Source organism: Marinospirillum celere (assembly GCF_900112235.1).
Lineage (GTDB): Bacteria > Pseudomonadota > Gammaproteobacteria > Pseudomonadales > Halomonadaceae > Marinospirillum > Marinospirillum celere.
On the sequence record NZ_FOLH01000007.1, the window covers coordinates 92,337 to 109,503 of the forward strand.

General features: G+C 51.6%; 13 protein-coding genes. 10 read left to right on the plus strand and 3 right to left on the minus strand.

Going from position 1 to position 17,167, the window contains the following annotated elements:
- Window positions 1–5: 5 nt before the first annotated feature.
- Entirely contained in the window at window positions 6–560 is a 555-nt protein-coding gene (locus tag BM185_RS13940) for a hypothetical protein (RefSeq protein ID WP_143089525.1), read from the minus strand.
- Window positions 561–701: 141 nt separating this feature from the next.
- On the opposite strand from BM185_RS13940, the gene BM185_RS13945 reads away from it, so the two are divergent.
- The 3 genes from BM185_RS13945 to lpxL all read left to right on the plus strand — a co-directional run bounded on the left by BM185_RS13945 (window position 702) and on the right by lpxL (window position 3,791).
- On the plus strand, window positions 702–1,490 hold the full coding sequence (locus BM185_RS13945) for a FadR/GntR family transcriptional regulator (RefSeq protein ID WP_091965016.1): 789 nt from the start codon (window positions 702–704) through the stop codon (window positions 1,488–1,490).
- A 121-nt stretch (window positions 1,491–1,611) separates the two neighbouring features.
- On the plus strand, window positions 1,612–2,874 hold the full coding sequence (locus BM185_RS13950) for a TolC family outer membrane protein (protein ID WP_177203578.1): 1,263 nt from the start codon (window positions 1,612–1,614) through the stop codon (window positions 2,872–2,874).
- Entirely contained in the window at window positions 2,874–3,791 is a 918-nt protein-coding gene (gene lpxL, locus BM185_RS13955) for an LpxL/LpxP family Kdo(2)-lipid IV(A) lauroyl/palmitoleoyl acyltransferase (RefSeq protein ID WP_091965021.1), read from the plus strand. Before BM185_RS13950 ends, lpxL begins: the two co-directional genes overlap by 1 nt.
- Before the next feature lie 59 nt (window positions 3,792–3,850).
- Here lpxL and BM185_RS13960 read toward each other — a convergent pair whose 3' ends face one another.
- Entirely contained in the window at window positions 3,851–6,991 is a 3,141-nt protein-coding gene (locus BM185_RS13960; RefSeq protein WP_091965023.1) for an efflux RND transporter permease subunit, read from the minus strand.
- A 3-nt stretch (window positions 6,992–6,994) separates the two neighbouring features.
- Window positions 6,995–8,161: an efflux RND transporter periplasmic adaptor subunit gene (locus BM185_RS13965; RefSeq protein WP_091965025.1), complete on the minus strand. Its 1,167-nt coding sequence runs from the start codon at window positions 8,159–8,161 to the stop codon at window positions 6,995–6,997.
- A 149-nt stretch (window positions 8,162–8,310) separates the two neighbouring features.
- Here BM185_RS13965 and BM185_RS13970 point away from each other — a divergent pair, with 149 nt between their 5' ends.
- The 7 genes from BM185_RS13970 to BM185_RS14000 all read left to right on the plus strand — a co-directional run.
- On the plus strand, window positions 8,311–9,699 hold the full coding sequence (locus BM185_RS13970; RefSeq protein ID WP_091965027.1) for a sigma-54 interaction domain-containing protein: 1,389 nt from the start codon (window positions 8,311–8,313) through the stop codon (window positions 9,697–9,699).
- Between the two features lie 263 nt (window positions 9,700–9,962).
- The gene (locus BM185_RS13975) at window positions 9,963–11,015 is read left to right on the plus strand and encodes a TRAP transporter substrate-binding protein (protein ID WP_091965029.1); all 1,053 of its coding nucleotides are present in this window, start codon (window positions 9,963–9,965) and stop codon (window positions 11,013–11,015) included.
- On the plus strand, window positions 11,015–11,626 hold the full coding sequence (locus BM185_RS13980; RefSeq protein ID WP_091965031.1) for a TRAP transporter small permease subunit: 612 nt from the start codon (window positions 11,015–11,017) through the stop codon (window positions 11,624–11,626). Before BM185_RS13975 ends, BM185_RS13980 begins: the two co-directional genes overlap by 1 nt.
- A complete protein-coding gene (locus BM185_RS13985) occupies window positions 11,616–12,956 on the plus strand; it encodes a TRAP transporter large permease (protein WP_091965033.1) in 1,341 nt (446 codons plus the stop codon). Before BM185_RS13980 ends, BM185_RS13985 begins: the two co-directional genes overlap by 11 nt.
- A 27-nt stretch (window positions 12,957–12,983) precedes the next feature.
- A complete protein-coding gene (locus BM185_RS13990; RefSeq protein WP_091965035.1) occupies window positions 12,984–13,757 on the plus strand; it encodes a 3-hydroxybutyrate dehydrogenase in 774 nt (257 codons plus the stop codon).
- 108 nt (window positions 13,758–13,865) lie between these two features.
- Entirely contained in the window at window positions 13,866–15,716 is a 1,851-nt protein-coding gene (locus BM185_RS13995; RefSeq protein ID WP_091965037.1) for a methyl-accepting chemotaxis protein, read from the plus strand.
- A 36-nt stretch (window positions 15,717–15,752) separates the two neighbouring features.
- Window positions 15,753–17,167: acetoacetate--CoA ligase (locus BM185_RS14000; protein ID WP_091965039.1), on the plus strand; the 1,415-nt coding region annotated here is incomplete at its 3' end.

Below are 17,167 nucleotides of genomic sequence, written 5' to 3' on the forward strand. Positions count from 1 at the left end.
GGCTTTCAGGCTGATTGCCTGGGGTTGGAGTCGGAGGTTTCAGCCAGGTTGTCTTCTCTGCGAATTAGGAGCATTTTGTTGACGCCCTCTTCCAGTGCCAGGTCGATATCAAAAAGTGGGAAAGAGGGTTTAAGGTCGAGCAAGATTTGATGCACTTCAGCGCCTTCCTGGTAGGTGCCTATAGGCAACTTGACCTGGCGCTTGAGTTTGCCGCTGCGGGTTGCGGGTAGCTTGTGAATTGTGGTCCAGGCAGTCGCAAAGCGTTTTTCATCTTCCCGCAGTGGCAACTCAATACTTTTTAGGTGACGCAGAGCCAGATCCATTGTTAAGCCGGATATCAAATGGCCTGTCAGGTGAAGCAAGCCCTCATCTCTTAATAGCTCGGCTAAGCCTTCGAGATCGTTTTCATCTTTAAGCTTTTGTTCTTGTACCAGGGCGCGAATCTGTTTGGTATCGCCCCAAACATGGTTTTGTTCAAAGTCCATGACTTCCAATTTGGCTTTGAAAAAATCATCAAACCCAGAGTAGTAGCCAAGCGTCATATATTGGCGTGCCATCATTAGTCTCCTTAAAAAAACAAAACTAATCCATGTATGCCAGGGAATCAAGAAATCTAAGAACAACTTTAGTCGCCAGGTGATCTTCAGCAATCTCTTCTATTTATCGCTATAATTGTCCCTTTGGTCAGCGGGTAGGTATTCATGAACACAGAGTTTGAAGGCTTGTCGTCACCCCGTAAAATGAAACGCTCTGACCAAATCGTCGAAGCGGTCAAGCGCTGGGTAGTAGTCAAGGATATTCAGCCGGGTGATCGTCTGCCCAATGAAAAAGCGCTTATGGAGCTTTTTGAATGCTCAAAAGGGACGGTTCGTGAAGCCCTTAAATCGCTGGAAGTGCAGGGGCTGATTCGTTTGAAAACGGGTCCTAAAGGCGGAGCGGTTTTGGCCAGTGTGCCCTATCCCTTGGCTTCCCAATTGTTACGCAATTACCTGCATTTTCATTACCCAACAGGCCCGGATATCTATCGGTTGCGCAAATTGGTGGAGCCTGAATTGGCTGCCTTGGTCGTGGGCCGTTTGACCGAAGAAGATCTGTCGCTGTTGGAGCAGTTGACCGAGCAGTGTGCCCAGCCACCGCAAAGCCTGGAAGAACGGCTGCAGCAGCGGATTGCCGAGTTGGATTTTCACTCGGTGCTTGCCGAACGCTGCCCTGATCCGCTATTAGCTTTTATTGGTCGTTTTTTGAATGATTTGATCAAGGATCTGGTGATTTATCAAAAGGTACATCTGCCTGAACAGGTTGAGTTTTCCAAGGATAACCTGGAGTATCACCGTAAACTTCTGGTGGCTTTTCGGGAGGAATCCACCGAGCAGGTCAGGCAGTTGATGTACGAGCACATGTTATCAGCTGAAAAATTCAATCAAGAGCTGCAGGGTCAGTTAACCAGTGGGCTTTTAACCCAGTTGGACTCCCTGACCAGTCAGAGTTGAATCTGCTGGACGCTTTTTTCAGGCTGATATAGACTAGCCGGTCTAATCAGCCTTTTTATTCAGGAACCAGAGGGTGTATTTCATGTACCTGAGAAGAATACTAGCCGGTTTGGCGATTTTAATGTTGGCTTCAACATTGCAAGCCGCCAAATTAATGCAGGTTTACGAGGATGCTTTACAGGAAGATGCCGAGCTGGCTATCGAAAAGGCCCGTTTGGAGCAGGCACGTGCCCAGATGAGACAGGCTGATTCTGCCCTCTTACCCAGTATTACCGCCAGTGGTGATTGGCGACGCCAGGACCCTGATGGTCAGGATGCAGATACTAACCTGGCACTGACTCTGGAAGCGCAACAAGTTCTTTTCAGTGGTCAGGCTTGGTATGGTCGGACGGCTGCGGCTCAGGCCTTTAGCGTTGCCGAAGCCCAGTATCGTGATGCTGAACAGGAATTGTTGCTGCGCGCTTCTGAAGCCTATTTTTCGGTTCTCAGGGCTGAAGATAACCTACGTACTCTGGAGGCGGAAGAAAGAGCCATCCAGCGTCAGCTTGAGCAGGTTCGAGAGCAGCATGAAGTGGGCCTTATAGCCATTACCGATGTGCTGGAAGCCCAGGCTGCTTTTGACTCGGTAAGGGCTGCGCGTATTGGTGCTGAAGGGGCCTTGATGATCAGTTATGAAGATCTTGAGCAGTTGACCGGCCAGCGCTATGACCGGGTTGCCACCTTGAACCCAGAAATGCCAATCACTGAACCTGTACCAAGTGACCGCCAGACTTGGGTCGATGAAGCCCTGTACAATAACCTGGTTCTGCGTCAGGCTGAAGCTCAGATTCAGGCTGCCGAGCAAAGCCTCAAGGGCAACCGTGCCGGGCACTGGCCAACGGTTGCTGCCTATGGTTCCTATTATACGGATAATTCAGAGCCCAGCGCGGTTGGTGGTCGCCCAGACTCAGTCACTGTCTTTGGTATCCGCGCTGAGGTAGAACTCTATGGTGGTGGCCGTACCAGTGCCCAGATCCGTGAAGGCAGCTTTGCACTTGAAGAGGCACGTTCAGGCGGTGATCTGGCGCGTCGCCAGATACTCCAGCAAACCCGTAGTCTCTTCACCCAGGTCAATACGGATGTTCTGACCGTTCAGGCTCGCCAGCAGGCAATACGTTCAGCGGAAAGTGCATTGGAAGCGACTCGTTCTGGCTACGAAGTGGGCACCCGTAACATCGTGGATGTGCTCAACGCCGAGCGTGCCCTCTGGTCAGCAATACGTGATCATGATGCTGCACGCTATGATTATGTTGTTAACCAACTGCGTCTCAAACGGGTTGCTGGCAAGCTGACCGTTGCGGATCTGCGTGAACTGAATACCTGGCTGCAATCGACAGAGAGCTGATGGCCAAAAAAAAATACCCCCCCAATACTTTGCATCCCCGCTACTGGCCAACCTGGTTGGGTATCGGGGCTTTGCATGTGTGTGCCTGGCTACCCTGGAAAGCTAAAGTTGCTCTTGGTAAGGGTGTTGGCCACCTAGCCTTAACCTTTGCCAAAGAAAGACGCCACTTTACCGAGGTGAATGTGCGTCTGGCTTTCCCTGAGCTTTCAGAGCAAGAGCAAAAGCGCTTTGTCAGGGAAACCTTTATTGCCAATGGCCTGGGCTTTATGGAAGTGGCAACCAGCCTGGTCAGGAAAGTGGATTTCATGAAAGACAAGGTGACCTTTAAGGGTCGTGAATACATGGATGCTGCTCTGGCGGAAGGCAAGGGTGTGCTGGTTGTCGGTGCTCACTTCTCAGTGCTGGATTTTGGTGGTGCCCTGCATGGACTTTTTTATCCCGGTGATGCTATCTACAAGCCTCATAAGAACCCGGTTTTTGATCGTTTTATTCGCAAGGGCCGTGAACAGCACTTTGATTACTTGGTGCCCCAAAAGGATTTGAAAAGTCTGGTCAGACGCATTAAAAAGGGCCACGCGGTTTGGTATTCTCCGGATCAGGATTTTGGCCGCAAGGTCAGTGTTTTTGCGCCTTTTTTCGGAGTGGAAGCAGCCAGTATTACCATGACGGCCAGGATTGCACGTATGACGGGTGCTCCGGTTTTACCTTTGCGTATGCACCGTAATCCGGATAATGCCAGCTATACGCTGGAATACCTGCCGCCGCTGGCAAACTTCCCTTCCGGTGATGAGGTGGCAGATGCCACGCAAGTAAATCAGGTGATCGAAGAAATGATTCGGGTTCATCCTGAGCAGTACTTATGGATGCATCGGCGTTTTAAAACCCGACCGAATCCTGAAGATCCCAGCTACTATTAGATAGATCAAAAAAAGCCCGGCCACTTCAAAGGTGAGCCGGGCTTTTTAGTGTCTTACTGTTAGCTGGCGCTGCGAGCGGCTTTGCGAGCAGCCTTGCGCTCTTGTTGCCAGGTGGCCAGATCATCAAACAGCTTGTACATCAGCGGCACAAAGATCAGGGCCAGGGTGCTGGCGAAGATCATGCCGCCTACCACGACGGTGCCGATTTCCTGACGGCTAGCTGCACCTGCACCTGTTGCAAAGACTAGCGGCAGGGTGCCGATGATGAAGGTCAGGGCGGTCATGATGATGGCGCGGAAACGCTGGCGGGCTGCAGTCGTGGCGGCTTCCGTTGAAGTCATTCCATTGCGGCGGTTTTGAGCCGCGAACTCAACGATCAGGATAGCATTCTTGGCTGCCAGACCGATCAACACCAAGAGCCCGACCTGGAAGTAGATGTCGTTGGGGAAGCCTCGCATCCAGGAGAAGAAGGCGGCACCCAGAACACCAAAGGGGACTGCTGAAGCAACGGCCAGTGGCAGTGTCCAACGCTCATACTGGGCTGCAAGAATCAGGAAGACAGCTAGCAAACCCATGGCAAAAGCAGCCACACCTGTGCCCCCGGCAACGTCCAACTGGTAGGCTTCACCGATCCAGCCGAGCAGGGTATCTCTATCCTGACTAATTTCGGCCGCAACGGCTTCCAGGGCTTCTTTTGCTTGCGCAGAAGTATAGCCAGGTGCTGGATCAGCCATGAGTTTGGCGGCCGGATAGATATTAAAACGGTTCAAGATATCTGCACCCCGAGTCCGCTCCAGCGTGATCAGAGAACTCAGCGGAATCAGTTCGCCTGTTTGAGAGCGAACAAAAACCTTGCGCAGGTCATCTGGATGGCTGCGGAAATCGCCTTCGGACTGCATGCTGACCTGCCAAAGTCTGCCCAGATAGGAGAAATCATTGACATACATGGAACCAAAGGTGCTTTGCATAGCGGCAAAAACCTGGTCCATGGAAACGCCCAGGGCCTTGGTTTTTTCCCGATCTATTTTGGCCTCATAGCGTGGAATATTGGTATCTAGCGTGGTGCGTGCATTAACCAATTCCGGACGCTGGTTCGCTGCTTGAGCAACACGGCCCGCTAATTCCTGAATTTCATGGATGCTGGCATCTTCACGCACCTGCAGATAGCCTTCAACACCCCCGGTCAGAGAAAGACCCTGAATCGGTGGCGGGGTAAAAGCAAAGATATTGGCATCCTGAATTCCAAAGCCCATGCCCATAATTTGACCGGCAACGGCAGCCGCATGCTGATCGGGACGAGGGCGTTCACTCCAATCGGTCAGGTTGGCAAAACCCAAGAGGGCATTGGTTCTTAAAGAACCGGCGATGATGTCAAAGCCTGCCATGGCGGTAAATTCCTGAACCTCTGGTAGCTGCACCAATTGGGCTGCCAACTGGTCGCGCACGGCTTCGGTTCTGGGCAAGGCTGAAACGGGTGGAAGCTGGCCAACCACCAGAGCTACACCCTGATCTTCCTGAGGCACCAAACCATCGGGTAAGCGTTGAATAAAGAAGGCAGTCAGCACTAAAAAGCCAACAAAAAGACTGACCCCTAAAACTCTTTGTCTTAGCAGGAAGCTGACAATGCCGACGAAGCCACGGGTAATCCAATCAAACCCCTTGTTGAACCACTGGAAGGGCTTGGCCAGCGTTTTCGGCTCCTTGTCGAGCAGCAGGGCACACATGGCAGGGGTCAGCGTCAGAGCGACGATGCCCGAGACCACAACCGATACGGCAATGGTGACTGCAAACTGGCGGTAAAGCTCGCCGGTTAGGCCTTCCAGGAAGGCAACAGGAGCAAAAACCGCGACCAGGACTAGGGTGGAAGAAACCACGGCTCCGGCAACCTGTTTCATGGTTTCTATAGATGCTTCTCGCGCCTTCATCGCCTGTTCATGCATCAGGCGTTCAACGTTTTCCATAACAATAATGGCATTATCCACCACAATACCTATGGCCAGCACCAGTCCGAAAAGGGTCAGCAGGTTGATACTGAAACCCATTAGCAGCATGCCTGCGAAGGTGCCGATCAGAGAAACCGGAATAGCCGCTACAGGGATGAGGGTGGCCCGAATATGCTGGAGGAAAAGGAAGGTGATGGCGATGACCAAAGCAACAGCAATCAACAGGGTGATAATGACTTCACGAATCGAAATCTGTACGAATTCAGTGGTGTCATAAGGAATGGTGTAGCTTAGGCCTTCCGGAAAACGTCCACCGATATCTTCTAGGGCCTCTCGGACCAGATCTGCAGTATCCAGTGCATTGGCACCAGGCTGAAGATAAACGGCCAAGGGCACAGCAGCTTCGCCATTATAGGTAGCAGAGAAATCATAGCGCTGGGAGCCCAACTCAACCCGAGCAACGTCACCCAGGCGTAGGGTGCCACCATCCTGGTCGGCACGCAGGATTACCTGTTCGAACTCTTCTGGGCTGGCCAGCTGCCCTGGAGCAGCCACAGTAAAGGTAAAGGCCTGATCGACAGGTGAGGGTTCAGCCCCCAGCTGACCGGCAGCAAACTGGGCGTTTTGTTCGCGCAGGGCTGCGGCTACATCGGCAGGTGTTAAATCAAACTGAGCCAATTTATCGGGGCGCAACCAGACACGCATGGCATAGTCCTGGGCACCAAAGAGGCTGGCTTCGCCAACGCCTGGCAAGCGCACCAGTTCATCAATGACATTGAGCAGCGCATAGTTACTGATGAACAGAGGGTCACGTGAGCTGTCCGGGGAGTTGAGGACAGCAACCAGGAGAATATCAGTTGAACGTGCCTGAACCCTGACTCCCAGCTCTCTGACCCTTTGTGGCATTCGGGGCAGGGCACTTTGCACCCGGTTATTGACGTTGATCGTCGCCTGGTCCGGATCTGTACCCATTTCAAAGGTCAGGGTAATGCTTAGGCTGCCAGCATCAGTGCTGGTCGACTCCATATACAGGAGGTTATCAACACCATTAATTTCCTGCTCTAGAGGCGCAGCCACAGCTTGGGAAAGAACTTCAGCGCTGGCACCTGGGTAGCTGGCGGTAACCTGGATCTGCGGCGGAGCCACATTGGGGTACTGCTCAACGGGCAGTATGCGCAGAGCAGCCAGACCCGCAAGGATGATGATGATGGAGATGACCGAAGAAAAAATCGGCCGGTCAATGAAAAAACGCAGCATGGTTTATTCTTCCTCGTCCGGTGCATTGGTGACCTGAACAGCAGCACCGTCGTGAAGAGCAACCTGTCCATTGATAATCAGTTGCTCGCCAGCCTGCAGGCCGCTGAGAATCACCTGCTTGCCATTGGTGACGGGTCCCAGCTCGACAGCTCTGGCTTCGGCTTTATTGTCTTCAGCCAGCACAAAGACCTGAGTGCCCTGAGAGCCTTCAATCACGGCTGTTTGCGGAATAACTACAGCGTCTTCAAAGGTTTGCAGCACCAGGGAGACACGAACAAATTGGCCGGGAATAAGCACTCCTTCCGGATTGGGAAAGACAGCTCTGGCGGAAACACTGCCGGTACGGGCATCTATGCTGCTGTCGGTAAAGTTGACCTTGCCCTCGTGCTCAAACTCACTGCCATCAGGTAATTGCAGGAAAACCGAATAGAGGTGGCCGTTATTGGTTTCTGAACGGGCCTGACGGGCCAAGCGCTGAACGGCAGCATCATTTTCCGGAAGAGAAAAGCGCACATGAGCGGGGTCTTTCTGAGTGATGCTGGTTAGCAGGCTGCCACTGTTGAGCAGGCTGCCTTCAGAAAGAGTTTCCATGCCGGTGATACCGCTAATCGGTGCAGTCACTCGCGTATAGCGCAGGTTACGACGGGCATCAGCAACAGCTGCCTGGGTTTGGGCGAGGCTGGATTCTGCAAGTTCAACGGCGGTTAGTGCCTGGTCCCTTTCCCGTTGACTAATGGAGTTACGCTCATAAAGATCAGCGACACGGCGTAGTTCACGGCGCGCTTGATCCAGGTTGGCTCGGGCATTACGTTCATTGGCTTCGGCCAATTGCAGAGCGATCTGATAGGGTTCTGGGTCAAGTTGAAATAGAGGCGCGCCCTCTTCAACCTGCTGGCCCTCGACGTAGAGGCGCTCTTCCAGAATGCCGCCGACACGGGCGCGAACTTCAATTTGGCGAGAACCCCTGACCCGGCCCGCATAATCAACAGTGACGTTGACATCACGCACCTCAATAGGGGCAATAGTGACCGGAGCCGGGGGTCTTTGTTGCTGGGCCTCGGCGGCCTGTTCACTGGCGCTCTCGTCGGTACTACAACCTATAAGAAAAGCCAGAGGCAGAAAGAGGGCCGACAGCTTCAGGCTGTTACGAGACAGAGTGGCAAAAGACATGCAGGTTTCTCCAGGGCATTCATGACGAGCACAGAAAAGGCCAGAGTGGACTGGCGAGTCTGGCGATTTTAGACTTGCTGGTCTAAGCGGTCAAGGCTGCTTCGGGTTAGAATGAATTTTTTATTGGGTTGTTTGATTCAGAGAGATTTATGACAAATACAAAAAATCAACAGGCACCTCAGTTAATTACTGAAGCCATGGATGCTTTGGATGAGTGGATGGTTATTGTTGATGCTGAGGCGCGAATTGTTTTTTTGAATCGCCCCTATGCCCAGTTTTTGGGGGTTAAGCGTGAAGAAGTTTACGGTCGTCCCATCGTAGATGTGATTGAAAACACCCAGATGCATAGGGTCGTGGAAAGTGGCCAGCCAGAGCTGTCTCGCTTGCAAGAGCTTCAGGGGCGGCACATGATTGCCAACCGCTATCCGATTCGTCAACAGGGAAAAGTTATAGGTGCGGTGGGTTCGGTGCTTTTTCATGATACCCATGAATGGCGTCAAATGAATGCACAAATCAAATCCCTGGTTTCTGAATTGGATTTTTACCGTCAGGTTTTGGATAAAGAGCAAACTGGAGCGCGCTTTAGCCTGGGTGACCTTATAGGGCGCAGCCCGCAAATACGCCGGGTCAATGAGAAAATCAAAAAAGTGGCTGCTGGTGATGCTTCAGTGCTAATCCGTGGCGAATCGGGTACAGGGAAGGAACTCTATGCCCATGCTTTGCATCGGCTTTCTGAGCGCTCCAGATCTCCTTTTGTGAAAATCAACTGTGCAGCTATTCCGGAAAACCTTTTGGAAGCCGAACTTTTTGGTTATGAAGAGGGTGCTTTTACCGGTGCACGCAAAGGGGGTAAGCAGGGTAAATTTCAGCTGGCCGACGGTGGAACCCTATTCCTGGATGAAATTGGAGATATGCCCTTGAGCATGCAGGTTAAGCTGCTAAGGGTTCTTCAGGATAGAGAAGTAGAAGCTGTAGGCTCCAATCGGTTGATCAAGGTTGATGTGCGCTTAATTGCAGCAACCCATCAGCCTTTGGAAAAACTGGTTGAGCAAGGTGAGTTTCGGGAAGATCTTTATTACCGTATCAACGTGGTGTCTTTGGAGCTGCCGCCACTAAGAGAAAGAAGAGAGGATATCCCGGCTTTGGCAGAGCATTTTTTGCAAAGGCTGGCTAACCGGACGGGACGACGTGCACCCAAGCTAACGGCTCAAGCATTAACCCGGATGCTTGAGTATGCCTGGCCCGGTAATGTGCGAGAAATGGAAAATGCTTTAGAAAGTGCTTTTTATCTGAGTCAGGGCCATAAAATTTCTTTAAACGCCCTGCCGGAAACTCTTTCTTTGAGAACCAATGCTACGTCAGTACCGGTTTTTTCGGGTACTTTAAAAGAAAAACTGGCACAAGCTGAAAAAGAAATTCTTGAAGAGGCCCTGGCCGCTTGTGATGGTAATCGACTCTTGGCGGCTAAGGTGCTTGGAATTGGCAAAACAACGCTTTACGACAAGCTGTCACGCTATAAGGCGGCTGTGGACGAGTAGTTTTCCGGAATTTCGGAAGGCTTCCGGAATTTCGGAAGGATGCAGCCCCTTTAAACCCGTTAATTTAGTTATTTTTTCCGAAAAGTCGGAATAAAACCCCGTAGTTTGATCTAAATCAGTTTACGTTAACGTCAATAATTTTAATAACCAATTGAATTTTAATATAAATATTGATGTTGGCAGGCTTCTTGTAGTCTATTCGATAACCGTTAACGCGGTTGTACTCTAAAAGACAACAAACATAAAAAAGTGGAGTAACACTTATGATCAAGAAGCCTCTCGCGGCTGCAGTGGGTGCTGCCTTAACTGCAACCTGCTTGACTGTCTCCTCCGTTGCTATGGCTGATGGGCCACGCAGAATCGATGTTGCCAGTGTATTCGATACCAGCAATTTCTTGGGTGCTGGCGCTCAATTTATGGCGGATGAAATCAATGTTGCCTCTGATGGCAAAATTAGTTTCCGTGTCTATGAACCAGGCGACCTGGTGCCGCCTTTTGAAGTTTTCAATGCCGTTTCCAGTGGCGCAGTAGATGCAGGCTGGGACTGGATGGGCTACTGGGCGGGAACCATTCCTCTGTTGAATCTTTATGGCGCCTTACCTTTTGGTCCGACGCCTGAAGCCTTTGCTTCCTGGATGTGGTCGGGTGGTGGCACTGAATATATCCAAGCCCAGTATGACAACTACAACATCAAGGTTTTGCCTTGCTTTGTCTCCCCTCAGGAAACCGGTGGTTTCTATAACAAAGAAATTAACTCGGTTGATGACTTTGATGGTCTGCGTTTCCGTATCTCCGGTCTGGGTGCGCGGGTTCTCAACAAATTTGGTGCTTCCACCCAGCTGATTCCGGGCGGTGAAATCTTCTTGGCTTTGGAGCGCGGGCGTATTGATGGTGCTGAATTCTCGGTTCCTCAGGTTGATGAGGTGATGGGCTTTGATGAGATCACCAGCTACTACTACTTCCCTGGCTGGCACCAATCAGCAAGCTGGTTCTCACTGATCATTAACCAGAACGTCTGGAATCAGTATTCAGAAACCCAACAAAAGCAGTTTGAAACCGCTTGTCGCTCAACCCTGGCCTGGTCAATGACCGAAGCGCCTCATCAGCAGATGCTGACTCTGGCGAAAATGCAGGAACGCAGTGGTATTGATGTGCGCCGCTTTGATGACGAAACCCTGAAAAACCTCGAAGCAGCCTGGGAAGAAGTTGTTGAAGACGAAATGAACGAAAACCCCGAGTTTCGTGAAGCCTATGAGTCGCTTATGGCTCATGCCAAGCTGATCGAAGAGTGGTACGAACTTCAGGAGCTGCCATAATGAAAGCCGCCGTTCACCTACGTGTGGCGGCGGCCCTGGACTTGGCATCCCGTCCCCTTATAGGGGCCGGGATCTGGGTGGGGCGCTTGACCAGCTGGCTCGTTCTGGCGGTCATAGCTGCTGTCATGCTGACTGTCATAATGAATGCTCTGGGGATGAATGAACTCTTCCGTTGGGAGAATCGGGTCTTTCTATTCCAGCGTGCCTTCACCATCAACTCGGCAACTGAGTTGCAATGGTATCTCTACGGTATTTTTGTGCTCTTTGCCTCGACCTATGCACTGCATACCAATGGTCATGTGCGTGTTGACCTTTTTTATAGTCGCTTTCCAGCGCGAGTGAAGCATGCTGTTGACTTGTTGGGGCATATCTTCTTGTTAATTCCCTTTTGCCTGTTTGTGGCCTACCTCTACTGGCCTCAGGTGGAGATGAGTTTTATGTCTGGAGAGAGATCCAATTTTGGTGGCCTAGGCCAACGCTACTTGATCAAGGGTGCTTTGGCTGTGGGTTTGTTCTTTCTGGCATTGAATGCCTTTGGACGAATTTTAGCCAGTCTGGCAGCCATTCTGGATCCTAAATTGGCAGAAAAGGAGCCTTTCCATGTTCGCTGAATACCTGCTGCCGATTTTAATGGTGGTCTTCCTGTTTATTGGGATTTTTACAGGCTATCCCGTGGCTTTTATTCTGGGCGGCCTGGCAATTATTTTTGCACTCATCGGTGATGTCCCTCTGCCTTTCTTAGGAATGATGGGTTCCCGGATTTATGGCGGTGTACTGGAAAACTGGCTCTACATTGCTATTCCGCTGTTCGTGTTTATGGGCCTGATGCTGGAAAAATCGGGAGTAGCCAGTCGCCTACTGCTTACTTTGCAAAGGCTCTTTGGGCGAGTGCGCGGTGGTTTGGCCATTTCTGTTGCCCTGCTGGGCGTGGTTATGGCGGCCAGTACCGGTATTGTCGGTGCCTCGGTGGTGATGCTGGGTTTGCTGGCCTTACCGGTCATGCTCAAGCAGAACTACAAACCAGAAATGGCCTGTGGCGTCATTGCGGCTTCAGGCACCCTGGGTATCTTAATTCCACCGTCCATCATGTTGGTGTTGATCGGCTCCATCATGCAGGTATCCGTCGGCAACCTTTTTAAAGCAGCCCTGATTCCCGGCTTGATGCTGGGTGTCTTGTACATTGCTTATCTATTGATTATGGGACGTTTAAAGCCTGATTGGATGCCACTGGCTGATACGGATGCTGTGGATCATGACAAAACACCCCTGGCCTTGGCGCTAACACGTGACCTGGTGGGGCCGGTGTTTCTGATGGTCACGGTTCTAGGCTCGATCATGATGGGGATTGCCACGCCAACCGAAGCTGCTGCGATAGGTGCGTTGGGTGCTATCTTCCTGGCCGTGGTGGCACGCAAGTTAACCTATACCACCCTGCGCGATGTCTGTTATGACACTGCCAAAACCACCGCAATGATTATTTTTATTGTCATCACTGCAACGGCTTTCAGCTTGATCTTCAAGCGTCTGGGTGGTGATTACATGATCTTGGATCTGTTTGATGCGACAGGTCTGGGTTCTTACGGCCTGCTGCTGGCCATCATGGTGCTGATCTTTATTCTGGGCTTCTTTTTGGAATGGATTGAAATCAGCTACGTCATCTTGCCTATTCTGTTGCCGGTCATTGGCCTGATGGACTTTGGCATGAGCACTCAGGCAACTCTGGTTTGGTTCGCCATTTTGATGGCCATCAACCTGCAAACCAGCTTTTTGACCCCCCCGTTTGGTTATGCGCTCTTTTATTTGAAGGGGATTACCAATGGGCAGGTGAAAATCACCACGATTTATAAATCCATTATTCCCTATGTATTGCTGCAACTAACCGGTCTGCTGCTGTGCATTGCCTTTCCCGCCATAGTGCTATGGCTGCCAGGGCTAATTTAAAAAAATAATATGAGTGAGAGGTCTAGTATGTCGGGTAAACGTGTACTCATCACTGGCGCAGCCAAGGGCATTGGCTTTGAGGTGGCTCGCGCCTTCTTGGAAGAAGGCGCCCGCGTGGCGATTTTGGATCTGGATCAGGAGGCTTTAAAAGAAGCCCTCGATCGACTGGGCGGTGAAGGCACTGATCGCATGGGCTTGGCCTGTGATGTCACTGACGAAGCTGCTCTTCAGTCGGCCGTTGACCAGGTAGTTAATCAGTTTGGTGGGTTGGATGTTCTCATCAACAATGCCGGGCTACAGCATGTAGCCCCGCTGGAAGACTTTCCTTCGGATAAGTTCCGCAAGCTGTTAGATATTATGCTGGTTGCCCCCTTCCTCACTATGAAGCAGGTCTTTCCAGTGATGAAAAAACAGCAGGGAGGTCGAATTATCAACCTGGCTTCCATTAACGGTTTGGTCGGCTTTTCTGGCAAAGCGGGTTACAACTCGGCCAAGCATGGGGTCATCGGCCTGACCAAGGTAGCCGCTTTGGAGGGTGCCCCCCATGGCATCACGGTTAATGCCCTGTGTCCGGGGTATGTGGATACCGCCATGGTTCGGGGTCAATTGAATGACTTGGCCCGAACCCGAGGGGTGCCTCTGGAAAAGGTACTGGAAGAGGTGATTTACCCCTTGGTTCCACAAAGACGCCTGTTGGAGCCGCGTGAAATAGCGGACTACTGTCTCTTCCTGGCCAGTGGCCGGGGCCGCGGGATTACCGGTCAGGCAGTTGTCATCGATGGTGGTTATACCACGCAATAAGTACCCGAAGTTTCCCTAAATATTTTCAGGTTTGGCCAGCCAGGATTTTGCAATTCTGAGCCAGCCAGGGATTCCTGCGCCCTAAAACAACAAAAATTAGGTGAGTTTATGCTGTTGAATCTCTCTTTTAAGCAAGCTCTTTGGGGGCTGCTAATCCTTTTGGTTGCTGGTCTGGTGACTCTGATAAGCACGGGTTTGTATGGCCTCCACCAGCAAAACCGGGCTTTCTCAGAAGTGGCTGCCACGGCCAACCGAGGCCTGGATATGCTGGCTCTGGAAGCAGAAATTCTGCAGCTGGAGCTGTGGCGGGAAAATCTGGTTGAAGAGGAACAAACCGCTTTTCAAGAGCGTTTACAAGAACTGCCTGCACAATTGGAGCGGGTGTTGGGAGAGCAGGAAGCTCAGCTTTATGAGTTGAGTAGTGACTTTCAGGATCAGCTACAGCAAACCCTGGCTGCGCAGGTGGCTTTTGGTCTGGATTCCAGCCTCGGTGCCCAGGGTAATTTGAATCTGGCCGCTACCGAGCTGTATGAAGAGCTGTTTGGTTTATCGGCACTGGTTTCGCGCTTTGCTGATGTACGCAATCTGGAAAAGGATTTCTTCATTTCGCCCAGTGAGGCCACTATTCAGGCCTGGCGGGAAGGCATAGAAAGCTTTGTTGCGCATTTGGAGCGCATCGGTTTTTACGAAGATTTTGCCGAGCAAATTCAAGCCTATGATGCTTCCAGCCAGCAACTGATTACGCTGCGTTTGGATTTTCGTCAGCAAAGTGAAAATTTAATGCAGCTGCGTGAAGACTTGATTGCTGGGATTAATCAGCAGGCACGTGAAACCGCAGGTTCACAACTGCAAAGTGCCGAACAAACCGCAGAAGCTCAGGCTACCAATCAGCAACGCCTGATGCTGGTCACTGGCCTGGCGATCACCCTTGTGTTGGCGGCGGTGGTGATTTTCCTGAATCGTCGCCTGACCCGCCGCAGCGCCGAGCTACTTGGCTTTTTACAGCAGGTCGCTGCCGGTGATCTGCGTGAGCGTCTGGGGGTGGGTGACGGGCGTGATGAATTTGATCAACTGGCCATTGGTGTGAACCGTACCGTGGAGTCCTTGACCGGACTGGTCAGTGATTTGAACACCAGTAACCAACAGCTTTTAACCATGGCTAATGCTATGGAAGAGCAGATTGCTGGTTTGGGTGATGCGGGCAAACAACTTCAGGGACGCAGCGATTTGCTGGCTGCTTCGATGGAAGAAATCAATGCCACCACCGATCAAATGGCTGAAGCCGCCAGAGATGTTGAAGCTGCAGCAGGCCATACCGATCAGGCAGCCAATCAGGGCGGCGAAGTGATTCAACAGGCCATAGAAATCCTGGAAAACATTACTGCGCATATGCAGGAAATTGATGAGCGTGTCGGCCACCTGGGTCGTCACTCTGAAGAAATAGGCGGCGTACTGGAATTGATTAACGGTATTGCCGAGCAAACCAACCTGTTGGCGCTGAACGCTGCTATAGAGGCAGCCCGAGTTGGCGAAGCCGGAAGAGGCTTTGCGGTAGTGGCGGATGAGATACGCACTCTGGCGGAACAAACCGCTGATGCAACCCGCGATATCGATGGCCGTATTAGCGGTATTCAGCGTGATACTCAAAGCACAATTACTTCCGTTGAACAGGCCCGTGAGCAGGTTTCTGTAGGTCGCAGTCGGGGTCGTGAAGCTCTGGATGCTGTGGTCAGTATTCAAAAAGCCAGTAGTGATTCCTCCCAGCGTATGAATGAAGTCAAAAACTCAGTGACTGAAGTGGCTGATACCACGGGTGGTATGGCTGCTGATATGGAGCAGGTTGCCGGTTTGGTCACTCAACAGCAATCAAGAGTTGAGACGCTGCTGGAATTTACTCGTGAGCTGCATCAAAAAGCGGATCATCTCAATCAGGGCTTAGCCAGATTCCATATTTCCTAACCATTTATTCAATGCGTTTATTTGAAGGAGAAGAACATGCAGCAGCCCTTGTGGGTTCCTGAAGCCTCATCCATACAAGCCAGTCAGCTAAAAGTTTTCATGGCTTTGGTGAACCAGCGTTATGAGCAAAAGCATAGTAACTATGATGACCTCTTTGCCTGGAGTGTTGATAACAACCAGGAATTCTGGGAGCTGGTTTGGGAATTTTCCGAAGTCGTTGCTTCTGACCAAGGCAGCCGAGTGTTGGACAACCCGGACAAGATGCCCGGCGCCCGCTGGTTTCCAGAAGCGCGGCTGAATTTTGCGGAGAACCTGCTGCGCTTTCGAGATGACCGCCAGGCAGTGGTTTCCCTGCGTGAAGATGGTCAGCGCACCTCCCTGACCCATGCCGAACTCTATGATCAGGTCGCTCAGATTGCCCTGGCCCTAGAAAAAATGGGGGTGGGTCCTGGAGATAGAGTCGCCGGTTTTGTACCCAACTGCCACTATGCCCTGATTGCCATGCTGGCTGCGACCAGCCTGGGTGCCATCTGGTCCTCCTGCTCACCAGACTTTGGTTTTAACGGCGTGCTGGATCGCTTTGGACAGATTGAGCCTAAAGTCCTTTTTGCTACGGATGGCTACCTCTATAACGGCAAGCGCATTAACAGCCTGCCGCAGGTAGCGGAAATTGCTGAAGCCCTGGACGGGCTGGAACAGGTGGTGGTTTTCCCCTATCTGAATGCTCATCCTGAAATTACCTCGGTGAGTAAAGCCAGCCTCTGGGATGATTTTCGCATTCCTGATGCCAAAGAAATCGACTTTGCCGAACTGCCCTTTGATCATCCGCTTTACATCATGTACTCCTCCGGCACCACGGGGGTGCCCAAGTGTATTGTTCACTCAGCCGGCGGCACCCTGCTGCAACACCTGAAAGAACACCAACTGCATACCGACCTGACTCAGAAAGATGTACTCTTTTACTACACGACTTGCGGCTGGATGATGTGGAATTGGCTGGTCTCCGGTTTAGCCGTAGGCGCCTCCCTGGTGCTCTTTGATGGCTCCCCCTTTGCACCCGAACCCAAGGCACTATGGGATGTCGCTGAGCGTGAAGGCATTACTGTATTCGGCACCAGTGCCAAGTATATTGCCGCCTGTGAAAAAGCCGGACTCCAGCCGGGTAAAACCCATGACCTATCCAAACTAAGAGCCCTGCTGTCTACCGGCTCTCCTCTATCCCATGAATCCTTTGATTATGTCTACCGCGAAATCAAGGAAGACCTCTTGCTGGCATCGATTTCCGGGGGCACCGACATTATTTCCTGCTTTGCTTTGGGCTGCCCAATACGCCCCGTGTATCGCGGCCAATTGCAGTGCCGGGGCTTGGGGATGGATGTACAGGTCTATAACGACCAGGGCCAACCGGTTGTCGGTGAAAAAGGTGAGCTGGTTTGTGTCCAACCCTTCCC